The organism is Marinobacter antarcticus, assembly GCF_011049865.1.
Classification (GTDB): Bacteria; Pseudomonadota; Gammaproteobacteria; order Pseudomonadales; family Oleiphilaceae; genus Marinobacter; species Marinobacter antarcticus_A.
On the sequence record NZ_DRGY01000032.1, the window covers coordinates 23,954 to 47,242 of the forward strand.

Sequence of the window (23,289 nt, forward strand, 5' to 3'; positions counted from 1 at the left end):
CATCTTGCCGGTTTTCACTGTCATTATCCGAAAAGGTTGTCATGTCGTCTTCCCGCAATAACGATGAAATCAAGGCCAGGCTCAACCTGGAAACCTCTCATATACGCTGGCATGAGCTGCAAACCTACTATGCACGGGGCCAGGTTGTGCGCGTGAGCAGCCGTTTGGATCTGCTGGACGTGGCCGCCGAGTTGACGGCCGATAACCGTGCCCAGTTCGAACAATGGCTTGCGACGGGCGCCGTAGGGGAGGTAACGCCTGACACGGCTCGTGCCTGGTACGACTGCAACACCGAACTCTGGGCCCTGGTGGTCGCACCGTGGGTGTTGGTTCAGGATCGCTCAGACCCGACGGTGCATTAATGCTGACGGGTGCGTTGCTGATTCTTGCGCCGCTGTTTTTCGGCTTTGCCCTGGCGTTGAAAAATCGCAGGTTGATGACGATTATCCATTACTCGGTAGAGGCATTGGTGTACTTCATCCTGGCGCTGTTGGGGCTTGGCCTGGGTCAGATGCAGGGGCTGTCGAGCCAGCTTGGCGCTATGGCTGGCCAGGTGTCGGCGCTGGTTATTGTGTTGTTTGTTGCCAATATGGCTGGGCTATGGCTGCTTCACCGATGGAAGCCAATGCTTTCTGAGCCCAGGGATGTTGCCCGTGGAGGTGCCGGTTATCTGCGGTTATTCATGGCCGCTCTGAAGCCTCTGCTTGCGGTTCTGGTGGGTGTGTTATCCGGCTACTTTGTGCTGCCGGAACTTCCGCAAACGGAGCAACTGGCCACTTGGTCCCTGATGCTGCTTCTGTTTTTGATTGGCCTGCAATTGCGCAACGCCGGGCTTTCGTTGCGCAAGCTGTTGATGAACACTCAGGGGTTGGGCATTGCGCTGGTGCTTGTGATCAGTTCTTTGCTGGCGGGCTTGCTTCTGGTTCCTTTGCTGGATATGCCCTGGAACCAGGTGCTCGCGCTGGCGTTCGGGTTTGGCTGGTATTCGCTTTCGGGCATCGTGATCGGTGATTCACTGGGCCCCGCGTGGGGCGGCGTGGCGTTCTTGAACGACGTGCTTCGTGAAATCATTGCGCTGGCTATTATCCCGCTGGTGATTGGCAGCCGGCCCGGCATGGCCATCGGTTATGGTGGCGCCACCGCCATGGATTTCACGCTTCCGGTGATTCGCAGCAACGGAGGGTTGGGCTGTGTGCCGGTCGCGATTGCCTCAGGCTTCCTACTGTCTTTTCTGTCGCCGGTTCTGATGGGGGTTTTTTTGTCTCTGGGCTAGATCAGTAACAGGCAAGTGTGCCTTGGGGAAAACGGCGTCAGGAAAGGAACTTACGCACATCAATTTTGTACTCGTCCGGGTCAGCGGCGCGCACAATACGGTCCTGATTGCCGGCTTTTGAGAGATCAATGGTGCTAACGGTGATCGGCATCCGGAATTTTGTGTGGTACATCACTCGCACGACGGGCAGCCGCTGATCTTCCTCGTTGATTTCAACCACAACACCCAGCCGCCCGCTGTCGAGTAACACCAGAGACCCCACCGGATACAGGCCGATACAGCGGATGAACTGTGTTACCAAGGCCGGATCAAGGTGGTCGCCACTCCATTCAAGAAGTTTTTTGAGACCTTGGGCAGGCGTTAGCCCCCGGTGGTAAACGCGATCGGCGGTAATCGCATCGTAAACATCGGTAATGGCGACCATGCGCCCGTAAATTGAAATTTGCTCCCCTTTGAGACCCTCCGGATAACCCGTGCCATCCATGCGCTCATGATGTTGGGCTGCCGTGATCACGGTGAGTTCGCCAATGCCTTCGGTTGCACACAGAATATCGCGAGAGTGCCGGGCATGAAGCTTCATGACCTCATACTCTTCTGGCGACAGGCGCCCGGGCTTGTGTAACACCTCGTCGGGCGTCAGGATTTTGCCGAGATCGTGGAGCAGGGCGCCTACAACCGTTTGGTGCAAAATGTCTTCAGACAAATTTCGATACTGCCCGAAAATGGACATGAGAACGCTCAGGTTTACCGAGTGCTCAAGCAGGTAGTTATCTTTTTCGCGAATACGGCCCAGACAACCCAGGGCATTGGCATTTCGCGTGACCGAGCTCTGCAGTTCGGCCGCAAGCTGATGAATAGGAGCAACGTCGATGGAGGCGCCTATTTTGGCGCTGCTCATGAAACTGCCCACCAACTCCTGCGCGGCAGAATGCACCCTCAGCGCTGTTGTCATCTCTTCAGAGCGTGAGACCCGGGGCGCGACGCCTGGCTTTTGTTCGCCGGCTTTTTGCAGGGCGTCTTCGTTGCGTTCGTTTACTTCCGCGGCGGTTTCAGAATCCTGGGTGTCGGTGCCCCTCTGCGCGTCGATATAAACGAACTGCACGCCCATCCTGCGGATCTTTTCGATGGTGTCTTCCCGCTTGATAACCCCACGCCTGCGTTGCGTGTTGTGGGGAATCCAGTCGTTGTTAAGGTCGGTGATGTACATGCCGACCTTCAACGCGGAAACAGGAATGCGTTTTATCATTGGGCGGGGAAAAACGTTCGCAAACTGTTCTGGTAGGTCTGAATAATGACCTCTTCCAACGGAAGCTCTTTCACCTCGGCAATTTTTTCGGCCACGAAGGGCAGATAGAACGGAGCATTCTCTCGCCCACGATAAGGAACCGGCGTAAGGAAGGGTGCATCGGTTTCCAGAAGAATCTGGCTGATGGGAGCCATACGAACAATGTCGCGCACGTTTTCGGCCTTGTTGAACGTTGTGATGCCATTAAAACCGAGATTCCAGCCCTGGTCCAGCGCGTAACGCGCAAGGCCCGGGCCAGACGTGAAACTGTGGATGACCCCACGGCGTTTAAGCGATAACTCAAACTCTTTGAGTATCGCGATTGTGTCTTCATCTGCGTCACGGCTATGAATAACCACCGGCCGGTCGTTGTCGCAGGCAATCTGAAGCTGGCGCCGGAACACCTCCCGCTGGATGGCACGGTCTGCGTTGTCGTAGAAATAATCCAACCCGATTTCGCCAATCGCGACAATTTTGTCGTCCTGGGCGTGAGCGCGGATTTCTTGTTCCACCGAATCGTTGTAGCTCTCCGCCTCGTGGGGATGGACACCCTGAGTTCCATAGAGCCACGGAGCCTTTTCGCTGAGTTCGCGCACGTGCGCCAAATTGCCCGGAGCGACGGCAATGGTAATCACCCGTTCGATGTTTACCCGCCTTGTCTGCTCCAGAGTTTCCTCAAGAGGACGATCTTTGAGGTAATCCAGGTGGCAATGAGTCTCGATGATCGGGTGATCGAATACGGGAATCTCGCGACGTTTTTTACTCATGGACGGGTGCTAGGCTCCGTTACAGGCAGTCGGCTTGACTGCTATTCTGGGATTTCAGGCACTCAAGCTTATCAGTTGTCCGTATATTGGCCTACATTGACTGATAAGGAGTTTCCTTGATACAGGACGTCACTCAGGTTTGATTCGGTATGGAGATGCAAATGCACGTTGTCGTGATTGGTGGTGGTGTTGTGGGGGTTACCACAGCCTATGAATTAAATCGTCGTGGTCATCAGGTGACGGTGCTTGAGCGCCATAGTGTCGCGGGTAACGAGACCAGCAAGGGCAACGCAGCCCAGCGCTCCTACGGAGTGGTTTATCCCTGGGCCGACCCGGGCATGGTGTTCAAGGCGCTGCCCTGGCTGTTTAAACAGGATGGCCCGCTGAAGCTGCGATTGCCGCCGTCGCTGAATGCCTTGCAGTTCATGTTTTCCACTCTGCGCTATGCCTGGTCGCCAGGCCTGTTTGGTTTAAACAAGCGCGCAATGCTTCGCCTGGGTATACACAGTCGTGAACGGTTTCTGAAGCTGGAGGACGAGCTGAACCTGGCGTTTGATGGCGCTCACAGGGGTTTGCTGCACCTTGCCAGCACGCCTGAGGGCATGGAAGGGTACAGGAATACACATCGGATACTGAGCGAAATGGGTATCGCCTCCCGGCTGCTGACCCCGGAACAAGTCTACGAGGCCGAGCCCGGCATGGCCGCCAATGGGCCGCTTTATGGTGCGTTGAGTTACGACACTGACGGCACCGGCGACTGTCACCTGTTCTCCCGGGAGCTGGCGAAAGCGTGCGAAACCAACGGTGTTCGTTTCCGGTACGGTGTTCAGGCAGAACGACTCATCGCCAACAGCCAGACGGTTGAATCGGTTATTCTGCGCAACGAAAATGGCCAGCAGGAAACCTTGGCGGCCGACGCCTTTGTGGTCAGCGCCGGCTGTTGGTCGCCGGAACTGGTTCGGCCCCTGGGCCTTAAGTTGCCTATTTATCCGGTCAAGGGCTACAGCATTACGGTGCCCCTGAAACATCCGGAGAAAGCCCCGGTTTCAACGATTCACGACGATAACTACAAAGTCGTATCAACGCGCCTGGGAAACCGCTTGCGGGCCACCGGTTTTGTGGAACTGGCGGATTTCAATCGTGACATTCCCGAAGCGCGCATCGCCACCATCCGCAAATCCGTTGAATCCCGTTATCCGGGCTGCGCTGATCTTGATGCGGCAGAAACCTGGACCGGCTTTCGCCCCATGACGCCGGACGGGCCTGCGATTATCGGGCGTGGCACTCGTCGCAATCTCTATCTCAATACTGGCCACGGCACGTTTGGCTGGACATTCTCAGCGGGCAGTGCGGATGTCATCGCACAGATTATTGATGTTGAGGAGCCGGCTGTTGGTCTGGATGCATTCCGCCCGGGGCGTTATCAGGATTGAGTGTTCACGAACCCGCTGAATCGTATTATCTGCGATGGCAAACACTCAATGACTGGCTGGTGGAGCATCAGCCTATCTGGCAACCAGCGCCGTTTACCGAGCCACGGCCAGCCTGGATTCAACGGTATCCCGGGCTGGCACACATGGCGAAAGAATTCACCGATGCCGAGTGCGATGAATTGGCTGACGCCCCTGGGGCGTGCGCTGAAAAAGTGTCCCGGCACTTGCCGAGTCTGGCCCTCTATTGCCAGATGGTTAATCTGCCTGAGCTATCACCCGCGCCGTCTGATGTCATGAGCGCGATGCTACCGGAAAGCCGGGCAACGGATATGCCGGGGCGAAAACGGGAACAGTCCGGCGCCTTTGCGGCGGCGCTGAAGCCGCTGCGACAGCCTATTCTGGACTGGTGTTGTGGTAAGGGCTATTTATCCAGAACGCTCGCCGCACAAAGCGGAAAACCCGTTGAAGGTTACGAGTGGGATCAGGGCTTGGTAACCGGCGGTAACCGGCTCGCCACTCGCTTCGACGACTCGGTTCATATCCGCTGTCAGAACGTGATGGCGCAGAACCTGGCCATGCCCGTCGATACCCATGGCGTGGCTTTGCATGCCTGTGGTGATCTCCATCGGCAGTTATTGCGGCGAGGGGTTGCCGCAGCGTTGCCCCGCCTGAGCCTGTCTCCCTGTTGTTATCACCAGACCGTTGATAAGGTCGATGGTCAGACCATTGAGAGGCGCTATCACACGCTCTCAGAGCGGACACTGGCTTACAACAACAGGCTGATGCCCGATCGCGATGACCTGCGTCTTGCGGTACGGGAAACCGTAACGGCGCCCGCAAGAGTCAGAAAACAGACCCGCATTCTCAATCAGTGGCGTCTGGGTTTCGATGGTTTGCAGCGCTCGTTGCGCAATGTGGATCAGTACCTGCCGGTGCCCTCCCGGTCACCACAGCGAATCCAGAACGGTTTCCCTGCTTTTTGTCGCTGGGCGGCTGAGAAAAAACAGCTTTGTTTACCTGAACGTACCGATTTCGATGACTGGCTTGCCTTCGGGGAAAAGCGATATGAGGAGGTTCGCCGCTATGAGCTTATCCGACATCTGTTTCGCCGGCCCCTGGAGCTCTGGCTGGTTCTGGATTACGCGGTGTTTCTGGAAGAGCAGGGATATCGCGTGCGGCTTGGGCATTTTTGCGCCCGATCGCTGACGCCCAGAAATCTGTTGCTGGATGCGGTCAGGGTTTGCGGTATTCCACCCGTTCGACACAGCCATCTTTAAAGTAAACGTAGGTCAGCTCGTAAAGTGCGCCGTAGTATCGTGTTTGATAAATCCAGACTTGTTGAGGCCCGCCGTAACTTTCCGATGGGTTACCGAATGCGCTGAGCACTTGTTTCAGGGTCATGCCTTTGACCACCTGTTCCCGAATCAGATAGCGCCGCAGATCCGTGGAGTTGATGAAGCGGCAGGTTTCTGGCTCTGATGCATCTTCGGATGCCTTGTCGGCTGTTTCTTGGGGCCCTGATTCCACGGCCGCCGGGGCCGGCAAATTCTGGTTGAAGCGACCACCAATGTGATTATCCAGCAGTTGAATGGATTCCGCGTTCTCGCCACAGATGGTGTCGGCAAACACCGTGTTGCCTTCGGCATCGCTGCAACGGAAGACCTGAGCCTGAGTGGGCGCGGTGAGCGCAAGTAGAAAAAGCAGGCCTGGCAAGAGTCTGAGCATGGATTACTTCCGGTAAACCGTCAAAAAGAAGGGCGCCCTGGGGCGCCCTTCCTGACTTCTCTCACTTCAGTATTCGCTCAGATGTTCTAGCGACGAATCTGAATGCGCGCTTCAACCCGACGGTTTTCGGCACGGCCTGCAGCGGTGGCGTTGGATGCTACCGGCTCTGATTCGCCGTAGCCTTTGGCGCTTACGTCCGCAGGATCCACGCCCAGCGAGTCTGTAAGGCGGTCTGCTACAGCTTCAGCACGACGTTGTGACAGGCGCTGGTTATAGCTTGCTTTGCCTGTGTTGTCGGCATGGCCGGCAATTTCTACAACGGTGCCCGGGTTTTCCTTGAGGGAATTTGCTACCCGACGAATTTCGTCATCATACTCGTTACCGATCTTGGCGCTCTCAAGTGGGAACTGCACCTCAACGGTAAATGTTTCGACCGTTTCAGTGACACCTTCACAACCTGAGTCATCGACTTTTGCGCCAGCGGTTGTGCCCGGACAAAGATCCTGACTGTTGACCACGCCGTCGTTATCGCTGTCGAGTTCACAGCCACGGCTGTTCACTTCGGCACCGCGAGGGGTGTCGGGGCAGGCATCACGAACATCGGCTACGCCGTCGTTGTCTGCATCCGGCTCACAGCCAGTGCTGTCCACAGTTGCGCCAGCGGGAGTGCCTGGGCACTGATCACGGGAATCGGGCACGCCGTCCTCATCTGCATCCTTTGGCGCGGCGTCTCCGACAGTGCGGCTGAAGGCAACGCTGATGCCGAGAGAAACCTGGGTATCAAAGGTGCTTTCGTCGATGCCGTGGAATTCGCGCAGGTCGCCACGCAGGGATATCAAATCGCTTACGTTGTAGCGTAAACCGGTACCCACGTTAACGCGGGTCTCATCGTGGTTGGTGCCAGCAGTGCGAATGGCACTTGAATCATCCTCACCAAAGTTGGCATGACCCGCACCCGCAGAAACATATGGGTTCCAGGCTTTGTCCTGACCAGCGAAGTAATAGGTGCCATCCAAGCGGATTTCGTCAAAGTCGGACGAACCGGGGGCGTACTTCCGATCTGCATCGGCGCGGGAGTAGATGGCTTCAATCGCCCAGTTCGGCCTGAACCGGTATTCTATACCGACCCCAAACGTACCGGTCTCGCTCAAGTCGCGGGCATCGTCAAAAAGCTGATAGCCGGCGAAGGGGTTGATGTAGATCGTTTCCTTGCGCTCATCAGCCATCGCTGATGCAGCAAAGGTAGTAGCGATGGCAGCCATCGCAATCGGACGCATGATGTTCATGCAGAACCTCCTGTTCGATTATCATTGTTTAAGTGCTGTTTTTGTCAAGCTAAAACAATCAGCGAGCACACTTACGCGCAATCTAAGCTAAAGGATTACAAAAAACAAAGAAATGATGGTTAATGTTACATTAGGAAATATACGTGGTCACAGGACAGTTGCCCAGGGTATCAACGCTTTACTGGCGTGGAATGCTGAAATAAAGATGGGCGCTCTTTTTACTGAAATTGAGCTTTTCCCCGCTGCCAAAATGTACCTCGAATGAACTTTCGTCTTCTGCAATTACCGTTCCCGTCCCGAAAATGGCGTGATTGAGACGCTGCTGGTGCCACACGAGTGCCGCCGCTGTGTCTGAGGCCTTGATCTCGCCTTTCAGAGTCGTGTTCTCGTGGGCCGCGTAACGTGAACTGATCGGTGTCAGCGGCGCGTTCAATTTCAGCACCCGGTCGGTCTCCGGCGCCCGTTCATCGAGCCAGCGGCCAAACTCGTTGGCCAGGTCAAAACAGCATTCTTCAACAAAGCGGCTGGGGCCCTGATCGCCATCCAGGTGAGGTTGTTGACTTGCGGGCCGTGTGATCAGGTGCAACGTTTTCCGGGTGCGGGTCATGGCGACGTACAACAGCCTGCGTTCGCTTTCCAGAGACGCCCGGGCGTCATCTTGGGGCCTCGGGCTGTGGGGCAGATATTTTTCCTGCAGCCCCGGAATAATAACCCGGGACCACTCCAGCCCTTTGGTTCGATGAATGGTTGAGAGCAGAACCCCTTTGCCGGTTTGCTTCTCGCCGGCTTGCTTTTGCAGGGCTTTGAGGTGCGCGAGGGCGCCGCTGGCATCGACGTCCAACCCTTTCAGGTACTCGCGGAAGCCGTGAATCGTATCAATGCGTTCTTCTGCGCTGTCGTGGGTCAGCGCCAGGCTGCGAACACCTTCATAGAGATCTGTGTGCTCCGCGTACACCGTTATCAACCCTGCAACAGGGCCTGAATAGCCGCGCAACTGTTGCAGGACCTCACCCAGCTTGCGCAGTTTGCGCGCGGCCATGGGTGCTAACGCGCTGAAGTCCAATGCCTGCAAGCGTTCGTGCCAGCCGCTGGAAAACCCTGCAAGAAAGCGCGCCAGTTGTTCAAGTTCGGCCTCTTTAAGGCCTACGTGTGGGAAACGCAAAAGCTGCCGGGCCAGTTCCAGTCGATCCTCCTCAGGCAGTTTTTCCAGCGTTCCGCAAACCACGTTCAACAGGGCCGTGATGGCCTGGACCTCTCGGCTGAAAAGCGCCCCTTTGCCAGCGTCAATGCGATAGGGAATCTGCCGCGCCAGCAGCTTGAGCTCAATGGGAACACTCTGGCTCCAGACCCGAAACAGGATAGCCGTTTCCGCCAAAGAGCCTGAAGAGGCATCGTCTGCGATCTGGCCAAGGATGTGCAACACGGTGTCCGCGTCGTTCTCAGCCCGGTGCAAGGTGATCTGCGTGGCGGGGGTTGAAGAATGCGAATGGCAAAGCACATCTTTGCGCCCGGTGTTGTGGCTGATCAGATGGTTGGCTAGCAACGCGACGCGATGGCCGTAGCGAAAGGTGTAGCTCAATGTCTGTTCCAACGGGCTTTCAAACTCGTCGCTGAAGCGCTTGAGAATAAACTCAGGTTTGGCGCCCCGGAACTCGTAAATGGTCTGATCCGGATCTCCCACGACCGTTACCCTGGCCCGATCGCCGGCAACGTAGCGCAGCAGCAAATGCTGAATCTCGTTGGTGTCCTGATACTCATCCACCAGAATCAGATCCATCTTGTTGCCCACCAGCCGTTGCAGGGGTTGGTTCTGATGAATCGCCATCACCGGCTCGTACAGCATATCTGCAAAACTGATCCGGCTTTGCCCTTTGCGCCACTGCTCAAAGCTGTGAAACAGGTCAATCAGGTAGCGGTGCTTATCGGAGTAACCCAGTTCCTCAAACACGATTTCGGCCGGCGACAGGGTGGTCTTTACCAGATCAATAAAGCCCGTAGCCGTCTCCACAAAATCTTTCTTGTTGCGCCGGATCTCATCCGCCAGATCCTCCGGCGCCAGCCGCCGTGTTAACAGCCAGGCCTGAAAGCTGATCTCCTGTTCGGTCAGAATCTTGTCGGAGAAGCCGGGCAGGTAGCCCTCCCGCACAAACCGCTTGTACAGTCGTAGCCCCATGGCGTGATAGGTGCGTATCTCTGGCAATGCCAGGCCGCTCTGGCCGCACACTTCCTGCAACTTGCGCTCGAAATCCACCCGGGCACTGCGGTTGAACATCAGCACCAGCACACGGCCGGGATCGTGGCCCTGTTGCAGCAGATAACGGATGCGCCAGGCCAGCGTGGAGGTTTTGCCGCTGCCCGCCACGGCGGTGATCACCGAGTGCTCATAGCCGGCGGTTATAATGGCCCGCTGCTCATCGGTGAGAAAGTCGGGAAGATCCAGAGTGGGGGATTCGGGAGTATGAGTTGGCATAGATGCTATTGTACGGGCCAACTGGTAGCGCGGGTACCTGTCCCGCATAATTGCGGTCAATCTGTTTAGTTTACCTTATCAACCCATCATGGTCGTTGAGGGGAGGAATCAGAGCAGGGCCCTATCCAAAATACGCTGTGAATACTTCCCTGTACGCTCGGCTCCGCCATCCATGGCTCCGCACGATTTTGGATAGGGCCCTGCTCTGATTCTTACTTAGACAATTTCAGGAGATGAATATGCAAACAGAAAAATCAGTCAACGTATTGGGCGAGAAACTGGAAACCTGCGGCACGGATCCGGAAACCGGATTTTATCGCGATGGCTGCTGCAACACCGGGCCGGATGACCATGGTTCGCACACGGTGTGCGCCGTGGTAACGGACGAATTTCTGGCATTCTCCAAGGCGCGTGGTAACGACCTGAGCACGCCTGTGTCTGCGTTCGGATTTCAGGGTTTAAAAGCAGGAGACAACTGGTGCCTTTGTGCCGCGCGCTGGCATGAAGCCTTTGAAGCGGGCAGCGCGCCCAGGGTTCGATTGCGGGCTACGCATCAGTTGGCACTTGAACACTGCGCTCTCGAAAACCTGAAAACCCACGGTGTCGATCTCAGTTAATGACGTCCGGAACGGTAATGCCTGACATCGCCGCCTGGTGCTCATTGCAGGCCAGCCTTGTGGCCAGGGGTGAACGCCGGCTTGTACTGCTGGAGGGCGGGCGTGACGCCGCCGTGCAGTGGCTTCAGGCGCTGTTGCCATTTCTGGAGATCGAAACCGGGCTCTGGGTTGGGGTGGAAGGCGACGTGCCGGATAGCCGGTTGACCGGTATTGAACCTGCGAAGGCGCGGCAGTGGCTGGGCCGTGAAACGTCGCTGATAGTTTGGGATGGCTGGCAGGGCAATCCGCCGGATGCGGTGGCGGCGTTATCGGGCACCCTCAAAGCTGGCGGATTACTGTTCTGGCTCATGCCTTCGCCGGCGGGGTGGGGAGCGTTCTGTGATCCGGATTACGCGAGAACCGGGCTGGATCACGGTCAGGCCCACCCTTTTGCCGAGCGTATGGCAGGCACTCTGGCCGCAGACTCGTCGGTAATCCGGGTAAAAACCGATTCATCAGAGGCAACAACCCTTCCGGAATTGTCTGAACCCGAATGTGGGTTCAGGGTTGCCACAACGCCGGATCAGCAGGCGCTGATAAAGAAGCTGGTCGCATTCGGGCTTGGGCGCCGGCGCCGACCGTTGGTGGTGACGGCTGACCGGGGGCGGGGTAAATCGGCGGCGCTGGGCATGGCCGCTGCGCAACTGCTGCAACAGGGGCGTCGGCAGGTTCTGGTGACGGCGCCGTCACGAGACAATGCGAACGCTGTGTTTGAACACGCCCGGGAAAGCCTTGGGGCTGAGGTACTGAATGCCAGCATCGGCTGCATAGAAACCGTGTCTGGTGCACAACTGCGTTTTATTTCGGTTCGGGACTTGCTTCGGGAAAGGCCGGAGGCTGAGGTGGTGATGGTAGACGAGGCTGCGGCTATTCCGGTCTTCCTGCTGAAACGCGTGCTTCTGGGGTGGCCTCGGGTGGCGTTTGCGTCCACGGTTTACGGCTACGAGGGAGCCGGGCGCGGATTTGCCATTCGCTTTCGCCAGATTCTTGACGAGAAAACGCCGCAGTGGCAGTCACAAACGCTTTCCCGGCCGGTGCGTTGGGCCAACAACGATCCGCTCGAGCCGTTAATATCCGACCTGTTTCTGCTTGGGGCGAAACACAACCCGGGTGAGGTTTCGCAAGTCGGGTCCGGAGAGTCGGTCATTGAGCCCTGGCAGCCGGCTCAGGCTTCCGAGGCGGAGCTCGCTGATACCTTTGGCCTGCTGGTGGAGGCCCATTACCGGACAACCCCTGCAGACCTTCGACAATGGATGGACGATCCCGCCGCCAGAAGCTGGCGCGCTCGCATAAATGGCAAAACCGTAGGTGTGCTCTGGGGCGCGGTGGAAGGTGGGCTGAGCAAAAAGTTGGCCGAGCAAGTGGCCAGCGGCAAACGGCGGGTTCGTGGGCACCTTTTACCCCAGTCCCTGGCCAGTCACAGTGGCTTTCCGGACGCCGCCAGTCAGCGTGGTTTGAGGATTATTCGCATTGCGGTCACAGCGCAGGCCCGGCGTTTCGGGATCGGCCGCGGTCTGGTGGCGGCGGCGATGTCAGGTGCGGCGCAGGAGGGTCTGGATTTTACCGGCACGAGTTTTGGCGGTGGTTCTGATCTTTACGCGTTCTGGGCCGGGTGTGGGCTGCTGTTAGCGCGCGTTGGGCTGCAGCAAGAGGCTACCAGCGGGGCGTACCCGGTACAGATGATTCACGCTCTGAGTGTCGAAGGGCGGGCTCTGGTTCGTCAGGTGCGGGCTCGTTTGGGGAGGCATTGGTTGGCTTTGGTGCCATTGAACTGGAGAGACCTGGAGCCAGCGCTGCTGGCGAACATGACATCCGATTTGCAATCAGAGCACCGGCCAGACGCAGCGGATATCCGGGATTTGCATAACTTTGGTGACGGCCACCGGGGTTTCCGGCTGATGGTGCCGGTACTGCGGGAACTGAGCCTGGCGCCCGGCGTTATGAGTTGGCTTTGCGAACATGCAGAGGTGACCCTCTGGTGCCGGGTAGTTCTGCAGGGATGGAGCTGGTCCGAGCTTCAAGAGGAAAGGCTTTGCTCTGGTCAGCGCGATGGCGAGATTCGCTTGCGCGGTGTGGTTCAGGAAATTTTGCGCAATGTCACTCTAGCTGCATAGGGTCGGTTTCATCGTCCCACACGGGCAGAAAATGGGCTTCAATAACATCTTCGGATACCTCGAGGAGGCTGGCAAAAGACCACTGCGGGTTCTGGTCGCGATCAATCAGCCTGGCGCGAATGCCCTCAGCGAGATCTGGTCTGCGAAGGCACTCCCACACCATGGCCAGCTCCATTCGGAAAACATCCTTCAGGGACATCTGCTGGGCTTTTTTGAGCTGATTCCAAATCAGCCATGCCGATAACGGATTACCACCTTTCAGCGTTTTCATGCAGGTGCGCCACCAGTCATCGTCTACAGGTGCCATCAGCAGTTGGTTAATAATGTCCGGCAGATCAGGCCCCGCACACAACCGTGCAATGTCCCTCTCGTGTATTTCCAGGTGGCTTGCGGACAGTTCTCGATAGTCTGACACTTCCAGATGATTCAGTAATCCTGACAGGCGGCTGTCGTCGGCTACGGCGTGGCCACTCCAGCGTTCGGCCTGCAGCTGTGTCAACAAATCTTGCCGTCCATGACTTGGCAAGGCCATTTCAGCCAGGCCAACTCGCAGGGCGTCGGAAACGTTCAGACGGGCACCGGTCAGGCCCATAAACAGCCCCAAGCGGCCCGGCAGGCGATTCAGAAACCAGCTGGCGCCAACGTCCGGAAACAAGCCGATGGCTATCTCGGGCATCGCCAGAATCGCGTCCGGCGTTAACAGACGGTAGCGACAGGCCGCAAACAGGCCCAGGCCACCGCCCATAATAATACCGTGCCCGATCGCGACCACCGGTTTGGGGAACCGATGCAAGGTGTAGTCCAGTTCGTATTCGCGCTGAAACACGCTGAATGCTGCATCCGGATCATCAGCGCCCGTCAACGATCGGTAAAGATCGCGAATGTCCCCGCCTGCACAAAAGCTCTTTTCCCCGGCGCCTTGCAGCACAACCACACAGATACGCGGGTCCTCAGACCAGCGCCTGAGGCTGTTCCGGATGATGACGATCATCTTTTCAGTGAGCGCATTCAGGGTGGCCGGGGAATTCAGCGTCAATAAGCCGATGTGGCCCTCGCGACAGGGAAGTTCCTGAACTTCTACACACATGGGTTGGAGTCTCCGGATTGCAAATCAGTCTCCGATGCGATTTTTTTCGTAATGTCTTTTCAGTTGGGTGAAGGTTACAAGCCGTGAATGCAGGGCCGGTTACATTGATCTATGGCATTTGCGCTGTGACACGGCTGTGCTATAACTTTCAAACAGTTATTGTCCGGTCTACGGTGCCGGTTTAAAAGAAACGTAAAATAATGATGAGAGGCTAAACATAATGAAACTCAAACTCTATGCTGTTGCAGGACTTTTTGCACTAAGTGCGGCGGTTCCGGCGGTAGCGTCTGCGGCCGGTGATGCGGCAGCCGGCAAGGCAAAAGCTGCGGTCTGTGGTGCTTGTCACGGTCAGAACGGCGTGGCTATGATTCCAAGCTATCCTAATCTGGCAGGCCAGCACGAACAGTATCTTGTGCTGGCGCTGAACGCCTACAAAAACAAGGAGCGCAGTGGTGGTCAGGCGGCCATCATGCAGGGCCAGGCGGCGGCCCTGAGCGACGATGACATTGCCAACCTGGCGGCTTATTTCTCAAGCCTGCCTGCCGGCGGCAAGTAAGCTGTACACATCAACACAGCAGGTCAACCTGCTGTGTTGATAATGCGATAGCTGGGACGATAAGCCGACGTGCCCGGCAGTTTCATGCGGTTCTGGGCCACAAACTGCTCCAGCATAGCCTCCAGAGGCTTGATCAGGGTCAGGTCCCCGGAAATCTCAAAAGGCCCGTGCTCCAGGATCTTTCTGACACCGCCTTCCTTCACGTTACCCGCCACTATCCCGCTGAACGCTTTTCTCAGATTGGCTGCAATAAGATGAACCGGTTGGTCGCGGTGTAGCTCAAGCGCCAGCATGTTGGCGTGGTCAGGCTCAAAGGGCAGTTGGAATACCGGATCAATTTTCAGCATCCAGTTGAAGTAGTAGGCATCCTGCATGGTCCGGCGGAAGGCTTCGACATCTTTCATGCCATTCTTCATGGCCTGCGCGACCCGCACGGGGTCATCAATGATGATTTCGTATTTGCTGGCGGCATCGTCTCCGAGGGCGTTACGGATGAATTTGTCGATCATCTCGAAATACTCGGCGTTTTCCGGCCTGCCGGTAAAAACAACCGGGAAGGGCAGGTCGGCGTTGTCCGGATGCAGAAGGATGCCCAACAGATAAAGGATTTCCTCGGCGGTGCCGACGCCTCCGGGAAAGACAATAACGCCGTGGCCGCAGCGTACAAACGCTTCCAGGCGTTTTTCGATATCTGGCATGATCACCAGTTCGTTAACGATGGGATTGGGTGCTTCTGCGCCGATGATGCCAGGCTCGGTGATGCCAATGTAGCGACCGTTTTTTACCCGCTGCTTTGCGTGGCCGATGGTAGCGCCTTTCATGGGCCCTTTCATGGCGCCCGGGCCGCAGCCAGTGCAGATGCTCAGCTCGCGCAGGCCAAGTTGATGGCCAACTTCCTTGCTGTACTGGTATTCGTCATGACTGATGGAGTGCCCGCCCCAGCAAACAATCAAGTCGGGCTGACGGCCCGGCTGCAGAACCCTGGCATTGCGCAGGATATGAAAGACCATGTTGGTCAGGTCGGCCGGCTCGTTGCTTTTCAGGATCCGGGCAAATTGCGGTGACGAGTGAGTGTAGACAATATCCCGAAGAACCGAGAACAGGTGCTCGCGAATGGCCCGCAGCATTTCGCCGTCCACAAACGCGTGGGCAGGCGCGTTGATCAACTCCAGTTTAAGGCCCCTGGGCTGAGGAATCAGGCGAATATCGAAATCCCCATGGGCCTCCATCAGGTTATGGCAGTTATCGGTCACAACGCCGGTGTTCAGAACGGCCAAAGCGCACTGTCGGAACAGCCGATACAGGCCACCTTCGCTTCTGTCTTTGAGTAGATTAACTTCGTGATTGGAGAGTATTTCCAAGCTGCCCTCTGGTGATATGAGGGCATTGATGGTGGGTTCGGTCATTTAGGGAAAAGCTCCTGAGTGTCGCGGTAGTGCCGGATTATACAGTATCCGGCACTACCGCGACCTGTGAGTAAGTTAACCTTTCATTCCTTTGAAGAACTGCTGAACGTTCTCGCTGAGGGTGTCCAGATCGTAGCCGCCCTCCTGAACAATCAGCGTTGGCAAGCCAAGTTGCCGCACGTGAGTGCTGAGCCGGCAGAACCCTTCCGAGGATACCGATACCTTGGCCTGGGGGTCATCTTTGTAGATATCAAAACCCAGAGTCAGAACCAGGGCATCGGGCTGAAACAACCGGATGGCCGACAAGGCCTCTTCAAGCTTTTCGAAAAAATCATCTTCGGATGATCCGTGGGGCATTGGCATGTTGATGTTGTAGCCGTAACCCTCGCCTTCGCCACGTTCGTTCTCGAAGCCGGAAACCACGGGGTAAAAGTTGGTCGGGTCGCCGTGAATGGAAATATACAGCACATCGCTGCGGTCGTAGAAAATTTCCTGGATGCCCTGGCCGTGGTGCATGTCTGTGTCGAGGATGACCAGTCGGGGGAACCGGGATTTCATATGTTCGGCAGCAATGGCCGCATTGTTGAGATAGCAGAAGCCGCCTGCGGCATCCTTACGGGCATGGTGCCCCGGGGGCCGGCAGACAGCGTAGGCTGTGCGATCGCCTGCGATCAGTGCGTCGGCTGCGCCAAGGGCCGTCTGCGCCGACCAGTAAGCGGCGTTCCAGGTGTGCTCACCAATTGGGCTGCTGCCGTCCGCCTGATACCGGGCGGCTTCCGCCAGGATACCGGTCAAATGATTCGGGGAGCGTACAAAAATGTTGGACATCACCTCGTCCCCCCAGTCGTCCATCTTCACCCAGCGACGATGCGCAGATTCAAGAAAGCGCAGATACCCCAAATCGTGTACCCGGGAGATCGGCCCTGCCCCGTGATCGGTGGGCTCCAGCACCGGTATGTTCATTTCTTTCAGGCCCTCCAGCATCTGGCTGGTGCGGTCTGGTACTTCCTGGGGCTGACGCATCTGGCCCCTTGTGAAATAGGATCTGGGCGAATGCTTGTCTTGGGCGGGGTGGAAAAATGCTTTCATTATCCGAGCTCCTGGATTTTCGATGTTACGAGTATAGGCACTGTTCAGGGGTTTAGGTTCTGGTCAGGGGTTTATGTTCTGGAAGTATAGGCACAGACAAAGGATGGTCAAAAGCCCGGTTATCGACTTTACAGGTAGAGATTCTGCATTCACTATGGAAGACATACTCAACCGACGCAACTGTGCACTGTCACAGTGGCAAACACTGACAGTAAAGGAGCCGAAATGATCGAGTCACCACTGCTGGAAAAGCTGACTGGCTACATCGGCGGTCGCTGGACGGATAACGAACAGGGCAACACCTTTGATGTATACAACCCGGCGACGGGCAAGGTGATTGCGCAGGTTGCTTCCATGTCGGAAGGCGAGGTGAAAGCGGCGGTCGACGCAGGTAAATCTGCGCTAAGGCTGACCAGCCCTTACTCCATCGAAACCCGCAGAAAATGGCTGGAAGATATTCGTGACGCTCTGAAAGCAAACAGGGAAGAAGTCGGCCGTATTCTGTGCATGGAGCATGGAAAACCGCTGAATGAAGCCCAGGGCGAGGTGGAGTACGCGGCCGGATTTTTTGACTATTGTTCAAAGCATATTCAGGCGCTGGACGCCCACACGCTTCCCGAGAAGCCCAAGGACTGCAACTGGACCGTGCACTATCGGCCAGTTGGCGTGACCGGGTTGATTACACCCTGGAACTTTCCCATTGGCATGATTGCCAAGAAGCTCTCGGCGGCCCTTGCGGCTGGCTGCCCCTGTGTGATCAAGCCAGCAAGTGAAACACCGCTGACCATGATCGCGCTGTTCAAGCTTCTGGACCAACACGTAAACTTGCCAGACGGCATGGTGAATCTGGTCATGGGTAAAGCCAGCGTGATTGGCAAGGTTCTGTGCGAGAGCCCTGATGTGCCTATGTTGAGCTTTACCGGTTCCACGGAAGTGGGTCGTAAGTTGATTCTGGATACCGCCGATCAGATCAAGAAACTGGCCCTGGAACTGGGCGGTAATGCGCCGTTCATCGTTTTTGACGACGCAGATCTGGACGCTGCCGCAGACAATCTGATTGCCAACAAATTCCGTGGCAGCGGGCAAACCTGCGTGTGTGCAAACCGGGTGTTTGTTCATGAAAAAGTAATGGATGCTTTCGGTGAAAAGCTTGCAGAGCGCGTTAACAAAATGACCGTGGGCGACGGTATTGCAGGCGATGTTGATCTTGGCCCGCTGATCAACAAGGCAGGCTTCGATAAGGTCAAGCGCCACCTTGAAGACGCGCTCAGCAAGGGTGCGTCTCTGATCGCCGGTAAACAGCCTGGAGACCTTGGCGAAGGACATCTGTTTTTCCCGCCAACGGTCATCTCCGGCGTAACGCGTGACATGTGCTGCTCCCGGGAAGAAACCTTTGGCCCTCTGGTGCCGATGGCAAGTTTCCGAACGGAGGACGAAGTGATTGAAGCCGGCAACGATACGGAATTCGGCCTTGCGTCTTACGTGTTCACCGCCGACGTGGAGCGAGCCCAGCGGGTTGCGGCCGGTCTGCGATTTGGTCACGTGGGTTGGAATACCGGCACCGGACCAACCCCCGAAGCGCCGTTTGGTGGCATGAAGGCATCCGGCACAGGCCGCGAAGGCGGGCTTGAAGGACTGTTCGAGTTCGTTGAAGCGCAAACGGTACCCCGCGGGTTCTGATTTGGCGATGTAGTGGGATGCACTGGAAAGAAAGGCGAGCGATGGCTCGCCTTTCTTGTTTTCAAGGCCGGCAAAGCAGGCGCTCTTCAAGGCTGATATACTGCTGACCTGTTCATTTAACCAGTAGCGAAAGTGTTCCCTATGGATGTCTCCCACATTATTGATTCCCTGAATGATGCCCAGCGAGAGGCGGTGACGGCACAGAACGATCATCTGTTGGTTCTGGCTGGCGCCGGGAGCGGTAAAACCCGGGTGCTGGTGCATCGTATGGCATGGCTTATGCGGGTTGATCGTGTTCCGCCCACCGGTATTCTGGCGGTTACGTTTACCAACAAGGCCGCCAAGGAAATGCGTTATCGCATTGAGCAAATGTTGGATATTCCGGCTCGGGGCCTATGGTTCGGCACATTCCACGGCATTGCTCACCGCTTGCTCAGAGCACACTGGAAAGACGCTGGATTGCCAGAAAACTTTCAGGTTCTGGACAGCGACGACCAGCTTCGAATGGTCAAACGGGTGATGCGGGAGGCGCAGATTGATGAGAGCCAGTTTCCCCCGCGACAGGCCCAGTGGTTTATCAGCAGCCAGAAAGACGAAGGCCTGCGGGCGGATCACATTCAGGAAAACCCGGGAGATCACTTTACCTCCACCATGGTGAAGGTTTACCGCCGCTACGAGCAGCTCTGCCAACAGAGTGGGCTGGTGGATTTTGGCGAGTTGTTGCTGCGCTCCCATGAACTGTGGCTGCACCGACCGGAATTGCTGGCGCACTACCAGCAGCGTTTTCAGCATATTCTGGTAGACGAGTTCCAGGACACCAACACCATCCAATACGCCTGGCTGCAAGTGTTGGCCAGCAACCGCGTTCCGATGACGGTAGTGGGCGACGACGACCAGTCAATTTACGGTTGGCGCGGTGCAAAAGTAGAAAACATCCAGCAATACCAGCGGGATTTTCCCAACGCGCGCCTGGTGCGCTTGGAGCAGAATTACCGTTCCACACAGCTGATTCTGAAAGCCGCGAACTCGGTGATTGCCAACAATCAGGGCCGGTTAGGCAAGGAGCTCTGGACGGATGGCGTGGAAGGTGAGCCCGTCAGCCTTTACGCCGCCTTCAACGAGCAGGATGAAGCCAACTACATTGCGGACACCATCGCCGGCTGGGTTGATGAGGGTAACCTGCGCAGCGAATCCGCTATCTTGTATCGCTCCAACGCTCAGTCCCGGGTATTGGAGGAATCGCTGATGCGCCAAGGTATTCCTTACCGGGTGTACGGCGGCCTGCGCTTTTACGATCGCCAGGAAATCCGCAATGCGCTGGCCTATCTGAGACTGGTGCATTATCGCCGGGACGATGCAGCCTTTGAACGGGTGGTAAACCTGCCCACGAGGGGGATCGGCGCCAAGAGCCTGGCCGATCTGCGTGCATACGCGTCCAGTCAGGGTGTTTCCCTGTGGGAGTCGGCTGAACGATTACTCGAGGCCGGACAAGTGAAGGGCCGAGCAAAAACAGGCCTGCAGGCGTTCATTGGCATCATTGAAGAATTGTCGATTGTCGTCGAAGACGCGTCTCTTCAAGGCCTCATGAAACAGACCATTGAGGCAAGCGGTCTTAAAGACTACCACGCCAGTGAAAAGGGCGAGAAGGCTCAGGCCAAGGTTGAAAACCTGGAAGAACTGGTCAACGCCCTGGCGGATTTTGAGGTGGAAGAGGGCGTTGATCCGCTCTCCGAATTTATCGCACGGGCAGCGCTGGATGCCGGTGAATCTCAGGCCGGAGACCACGAAGACAGCGTGCAGCTCATGACCCTGCACTCGGCAAAGGGCCTTGAGTTCCCGCTGGTGTTTCTTGCGGGCGTTGAAGAAGGGCTTTTCCCCCACAGCATGTCGCTGGAAGAGCCAGGGCGCATGGAGGAAGAGCGCCGTCTGGCCTACGTTGGCATTACCCGGGCCATGAAAAAGCTGGTGATAACCTACGCCGAATCCCGACGGTTGTACGGGCAGGAAAAATTCCACGCGCTGTCCCGGTTTGTGCGGGAAATTCCGGGCGACTGTCTGCAGGAAGTGCGTTTACGCAACACGGTAACGCGCCCGGCGATGATGGGCCGGCCAAACGAGGGCCTGTTCAGCCAGGATTCTGCAAAGCAGTCCGGCTTCAGCCTGGGCCAGCGGGTGCGGCATCCGAAATTTGGAGAAGGCGTTGTTCTGAACGCCGAAGGCAGTGGGCACCATACTCGGGTGCAAGTGAACTTTGATGAGGGTGCCAAGTGGTTGGTGCTGGCTTATGCGCCGTTGGAGGCCTGCTAGGAGTCTGCGCGGTAGAAGTGTTTTGAGCCAGATGCTGCCCCGGCGAGGCTGGCCACAAAGCTCATCCACCGCTTTTTTTAGCACACCATTTATGAACTTTGGTTCTGAAAAATCAGGCGGGTGACAGTGTGCCTGCATTCGGCTACTATCATTTTGCATTTTTTGGTCATCTAAGGATAGATGAAGGCAGCCATGAAGGATTCCACAGCCCGGGGCGAATACGCTCACATAACCACATCGTTTTACCATCATGTAAACCCACCGAACGCCAGCGCTTGCGGCTATCTGGTTGATCAGGCAAAGAACCCGGATGTCTTACGCCTGCTGTTTGAGCACGACCCTGTGCCTGTTTACGATGTGCCGTATATTCACTCGGAATATCAGGAACAGACCTACGACGGCCCACTTATTATCCAGTCCACCACAGCCCAGAGTGAAGGATGGCTCCATAGTTGGATGCCCGAAGGCAAGGCGCTGGCACTTCAAGGCAAGGAGCCTATTGGTCAGACACACTGAACGCACTGACAACATTAACGCATTCACAGGAAGGAACCTGAATGACACCCGCAAGCAACCTGCCCTTTTCACCCAGCTCGACGCCTCTGGGTGCCTACGGCGCACCCATTTGCACACACGAAACCGCAAACGTGCTGTTACGCCGCTCCGATAACCTCAGGCGACCGAGAGCTTTTATCAATGCGGGCACAATCGAGGATGAAAGCGGTAATGCGGTGACCGCCGAATTGCATAATGGCTCAGAACAGACGCCAGAAAATGCACAGGCCCGCTTCACCGAACTCGTCACGGGCAAGGCCACATGGCACTGGCCTGGGGAGCCAGAAGGAGAGCACATGATCGGGTTCGATACCGTGAGCGAACAACGCCGCTTCGCCCCCGGCAATGCCCTCGGTGAAGGTATAGACCTCACCGTTATCCAGGGTGAACGCAGAGCAAGGGCCATACACTTACCGCCACCGGTGATCATTGATTTACGCGAGTCAGCGCCCGCAGCAGATGACTTGCTGACCGACGAACAGCTGGATTACTTTCGGGCAAACGGCAACAACGCGCTCATCTACGTACACGGCTACAACGTGCCCCATGGCGAATGGGGGCGATTCCTGAACCGCAAAGATAGCCACAAACGATACGGTGGCCATGGGCCAGTGCCCGCCAACGTATGGCATCCCCATAAAGCCACAGCATGGCAGGATGCCGAAGCACTGTCGGATACCAGCGCCACCCCACCGAAAGAAGATAAACTGAATGGCACAGGCGCCCACAATTGGGCGATTCATATGGAGTACCAACTAAACCGTGCCGCGGGCTTTGATGGCCAGGACTGGATGCCATACAGTCGCATCATCAACATTTCCTGGCCAGGCGACACGGGATCCACCGATTTCATGCAGGCGGAGCTGAATGCAATGGCAGCAGGCCGGCGCCTGGCCCCGTTACTGGTGCAGTTGGCAGAGGCAGGCATTGCCATCAACCTGATCTCCCACTCGTTGGGTGCCCGGGTTGCGCTCTCGGCCTTGAACATTGTGGGCTCTATCGGAAAGAGCAACTTGGTCGACCACCTCTTTCTCTGGCAACCCGCCGTTGCCGATAACGCGCTCACCAACGACAGCAGCCGTGACGCACACCCCTTGGGGCTGGGCGTATTCCCGTCCGCCCACAGCGCCGCCCGCAAGATTGTGGTGTTGCACTCCCGTGGCGACGGTATTCTGGGGGCCGACAACAGCGAAGATCGTGCCTGGTGGCAGAACGCCATGTCAGCGAAACATCCGATAGTCGCTACCGCATGGATCGCCGCGGCCGCAGACGACCCTATGGACGATATAGCCGGTTACTTACGGGGAGCCTACGATAAAAAATGGTGGTCCTTTCCGAGTTTTCTGGATAACGGTTTCGGGCCGGCCGTGGAAAAACTCTACAAAGACTACCTACCGTTAACCTTCGACGCGCGAGAAACAACGCACCCCCAACGATCTATGTATGTACCCGAGACCCTTAAAAAAACCGTCAAAGAAAATTGGGCCAGGTTGGAAAAGGACATTCTCGCCGAAGCGAATGCTCTCTGGCAGCCCTGTATCGACTGCTTGCGCAACGGGGAACGGCCGCCTGAGTACACCCTGTTGTCACCATTGAACCA

19 protein-coding genes are annotated in these 23,289 nt (G+C 56.7%); 11 read left to right on the plus strand and 8 right to left on the minus strand.

The annotated features are described in order from the left end of the window. Window positions 1-41 precede the first annotated feature (41 nt). Entirely contained in the window at window positions 42-362 is a 321-nt protein-coding gene (locus ENI00_RS03770; RefSeq protein WP_304099020.1) for a DUF2288 domain-containing protein, read from the plus strand. Continuing rightward, complete coding sequence (locus ENI00_RS03775; RefSeq protein WP_304099022.1) at window positions 362-1,273, plus strand: lysine exporter LysO family protein; 912 nt, start codon at window positions 362-364, stop codon at window positions 1,271-1,273. Before ENI00_RS03770 ends, ENI00_RS03775 begins: the two co-directional genes overlap by 1 nt. A gap of 37 nt (window positions 1,274-1,310) precedes the next feature. Here the strand turns inward: ENI00_RS03775 and ENI00_RS03780 are convergent, their stop codons facing one another. Both ENI00_RS03780 and ENI00_RS03785 read right to left on the minus strand, forming a co-directional pair. Next, complete coding sequence (locus ENI00_RS03780) at window positions 1,311-2,519, minus strand: HD-GYP domain-containing protein (RefSeq protein WP_304099024.1); 1,209 nt, start codon at window positions 2,517-2,519, stop codon at window positions 1,311-1,313. Further along, window positions 2,516-3,325, minus strand: coding sequence for a TatD family hydrolase (locus ENI00_RS03785; protein ID WP_304099026.1), 810 nt, complete (start codon window positions 3,323-3,325; stop codon window positions 2,516-2,518). Before ENI00_RS03785 ends, ENI00_RS03780 begins: the two co-directional genes overlap by 4 nt. 161 nt (window positions 3,326-3,486) lie before the next feature. Here ENI00_RS03785 and ENI00_RS03790 point away from each other — a divergent pair, with 161 nt between their 5' ends. Both ENI00_RS03790 and ENI00_RS03795 read left to right on the plus strand, forming a co-directional pair. After that, on the plus strand, window positions 3,487-4,758 hold the full coding sequence (locus ENI00_RS03790) for a D-amino acid dehydrogenase (protein ID WP_304099029.1): 1,272 nt from the start codon (window positions 3,487-3,489) through the stop codon (window positions 4,756-4,758). Continuing rightward, window positions 4,755-6,035, plus strand: coding sequence for a methyltransferase (locus tag ENI00_RS03795; RefSeq protein WP_304099032.1), 1,281 nt, complete (start codon window positions 4,755-4,757; stop codon window positions 6,033-6,035). Before ENI00_RS03790 ends, ENI00_RS03795 begins: the two co-directional genes overlap by 4 nt. Here ENI00_RS03795 and ENI00_RS03800 read toward each other — a convergent pair. The 3 genes from ENI00_RS03800 to ENI00_RS03810 all read right to left on the minus strand — a co-directional run bounded on the left by ENI00_RS03800 (window position 5,992) and on the right by ENI00_RS03810 (window position 10,287). Then, window positions 5,992-6,483 (minus strand): DUF4124 domain-containing protein, encoded by a 492-nt coding sequence (locus tag ENI00_RS03800; RefSeq protein ID WP_304099035.1) that lies wholly within the window; start codon window positions 6,481-6,483, stop codon window positions 5,992-5,994. The two genes, ENI00_RS03795 and ENI00_RS03800, sit on opposite strands and share 44 nt — an antisense overlap. An 86-nt stretch (window positions 6,484-6,569) precedes the next feature. Further along, a complete protein-coding gene (locus ENI00_RS03805; RefSeq protein ID WP_304099038.1) occupies window positions 6,570-7,769 on the minus strand; it encodes an OmpA family protein in 1,200 nt (399 codons plus the stop codon). A 178-nt stretch (window positions 7,770-7,947) separates the two neighbouring features. After that, window positions 7,948-10,287, minus strand: a complete 2,340-nt coding sequence (locus tag ENI00_RS03810; RefSeq protein ID WP_304099066.1) for an ATP-dependent helicase — start codon at window positions 10,285-10,287, stop codon at window positions 7,948-7,950. A gap of 191 nt (window positions 10,288-10,478) precedes the next feature. Between ENI00_RS03810 and ENI00_RS03815 the strand changes: the two genes are divergently transcribed. Next, on the plus strand, window positions 10,479-10,856 hold the full coding sequence (locus ENI00_RS03815) for a DUF2237 family protein (RefSeq protein ID WP_304099041.1): 378 nt from the start codon (window positions 10,479-10,481) through the stop codon (window positions 10,854-10,856). A gap of 17 nt (window positions 10,857-10,873) precedes the next feature. Further along, on the plus strand, window positions 10,874-13,009 hold the full coding sequence (locus tag ENI00_RS03820; protein ID WP_304099044.1) for a tRNA(Met) cytidine acetyltransferase TmcA: 2,136 nt from the start codon (window positions 10,874-10,876) through the stop codon (window positions 13,007-13,009). Here ENI00_RS03820 and ENI00_RS03825 read toward each other — a convergent pair. Next, window positions 12,993-14,096, minus strand: a complete 1,104-nt coding sequence (locus tag ENI00_RS03825) for an enoyl-CoA hydratase/isomerase family protein (RefSeq protein WP_304099047.1) — start codon at window positions 14,094-14,096, stop codon at window positions 12,993-12,995. The genes ENI00_RS03820 and ENI00_RS03825 overlap by 17 nt on opposite strands. A gap of 220 nt (window positions 14,097-14,316) precedes the next feature. On the opposite strand from ENI00_RS03825, the gene ENI00_RS03830 reads away from it, so the two are divergent. Next, window positions 14,317-14,652: a c-type cytochrome gene (locus ENI00_RS03830; protein ID WP_304099050.1), complete on the plus strand. Its 336-nt coding sequence runs from the start codon at window positions 14,317-14,319 to the stop codon at window positions 14,650-14,652. Window positions 14,653-14,675: 23 nt separating this feature from the next. Here ENI00_RS03830 and ppnN read toward each other — a convergent pair whose 3' ends face one another. Further along, complete coding sequence (gene ppnN, locus ENI00_RS03835; RefSeq protein ID WP_304099052.1) at window positions 14,676-16,058, minus strand: nucleotide 5'-monophosphate nucleosidase PpnN; 1,383 nt, start codon at window positions 16,056-16,058, stop codon at window positions 14,676-14,678. A 75-nt stretch (window positions 16,059-16,133) separates the two neighbouring features. Beyond that, window positions 16,134-17,147, minus strand: coding sequence for a histone deacetylase family protein (locus ENI00_RS03840; RefSeq protein ID WP_304099054.1), 1,014 nt, complete (start codon window positions 17,145-17,147; stop codon window positions 16,134-16,136). Window positions 17,148-17,372: 225 nt separating this feature from the next. Between ENI00_RS03840 and ENI00_RS03845 the strand changes: the two genes are divergently transcribed. The 4 genes from ENI00_RS03845 to ENI00_RS03860 form a co-directional block, all read left to right on the plus strand. After that, complete coding sequence (locus ENI00_RS03845; protein ID WP_304099056.1) at window positions 17,373-18,827, plus strand: NAD-dependent succinate-semialdehyde dehydrogenase; 1,455 nt, start codon at window positions 17,373-17,375, stop codon at window positions 18,825-18,827. A gap of 141 nt (window positions 18,828-18,968) precedes the next feature. Then, complete coding sequence (uvrD, locus tag ENI00_RS03850; protein ID WP_304099058.1) at window positions 18,969-21,134, plus strand: DNA helicase II; 2,166 nt, start codon at window positions 18,969-18,971, stop codon at window positions 21,132-21,134. Between the two features lie 192 nt (window positions 21,135-21,326). Then, window positions 21,327-21,650, plus strand: coding sequence for a hypothetical protein (locus tag ENI00_RS03855; protein ID WP_304099061.1), 324 nt, complete (start codon window positions 21,327-21,329; stop codon window positions 21,648-21,650). Between the two features lie 41 nt (window positions 21,651-21,691). Next, window positions 21,692-23,289: alpha/beta hydrolase (locus ENI00_RS03860; RefSeq protein ID WP_304099063.1), on the plus strand; the 1,598-nt coding region annotated here is incomplete at its 3' end.

Coding starts and splice junctions, on each gene's coding strand:
- ENI00_RS03770 (WP_304099020.1), top strand. CDS start 42: ATGTCGTCTTCCCGCAATAACGATGAAATCAAGGCCAGGCTCAACCTG.
- ENI00_RS03785 (WP_304099026.1), bottom strand. CDS start 3,325: ATGAGTAAAAAACGTCGCGAGATTCCCGTATTCGATCACCCGATCATC.
- ENI00_RS03840 (WP_304099054.1), bottom strand. CDS start 17,147: ATGAAAGCATTTTTCCACCCCGCCCAAGACAAGCATTCGCCCAGATCC.
- ENI00_RS03830 (WP_304099050.1), top strand. CDS start 14,317: ATGAAACTCAAACTCTATGCTGTTGCAGGACTTTTTGCACTAAGTGCG.
- ENI00_RS03800 (WP_304099035.1), bottom strand. CDS start 6,483: ATGCTCAGACTCTTGCCAGGCCTGCTTTTTCTACTTGCGCTCACCGCG.
- uvrD (WP_304099058.1), top strand. CDS start 18,969: ATGGATGTCTCCCACATTATTGATTCCCTGAATGATGCCCAGCGAGAG.
- ENI00_RS03855 (WP_304099061.1), top strand. CDS start 21,327: ATGAAGGATTCCACAGCCCGGGGCGAATACGCTCACATAACCACATCG.
- ENI00_RS03790 (WP_304099029.1), top strand. CDS start 3,487: ATGCACGTTGTCGTGATTGGTGGTGGTGTTGTGGGGGTTACCACAGCC.
- ENI00_RS03775 (WP_304099022.1), top strand. CDS start 362: ATGCTGACGGGTGCGTTGCTGATTCTTGCGCCGCTGTTTTTCGGCTTT.
- ENI00_RS03805 (WP_304099038.1), bottom strand. CDS start 7,769: ATGAACATCATGCGTCCGATTGCGATGGCTGCCATCGCTACTACCTTT.
- ENI00_RS03780 (WP_304099024.1), bottom strand. CDS start 2,519: ATGATAAAACGCATTCCTGTTTCCGCGTTGAAGGTCGGCATGTACATC.
- ENI00_RS03825 (WP_304099047.1), bottom strand. CDS start 14,096: ATGTGTGTAGAAGTTCAGGAACTTCCCTGTCGCGAGGGCCACATCGGC.
- ppnN (WP_304099052.1), bottom strand. CDS start 16,058: ATGACCGAACCCACCATCAATGCCCTCATATCACCAGAGGGCAGCTTG.
- ENI00_RS03845 (WP_304099056.1), top strand. CDS start 17,373: ATGATCGAGTCACCACTGCTGGAAAAGCTGACTGGCTACATCGGCGGT.
- ENI00_RS03815 (WP_304099041.1), top strand. CDS start 10,479: ATGCAAACAGAAAAATCAGTCAACGTATTGGGCGAGAAACTGGAAACC.
- ENI00_RS03810 (WP_304099066.1), bottom strand. CDS start 10,287: ATGCGGGACAGGTACCCGCGCTACCAGTTGGCCCGTACAATAGCATCT.
- ENI00_RS03820 (WP_304099044.1), top strand. CDS start 10,874: ATGCCTGACATCGCCGCCTGGTGCTCATTGCAGGCCAGCCTTGTGGCC.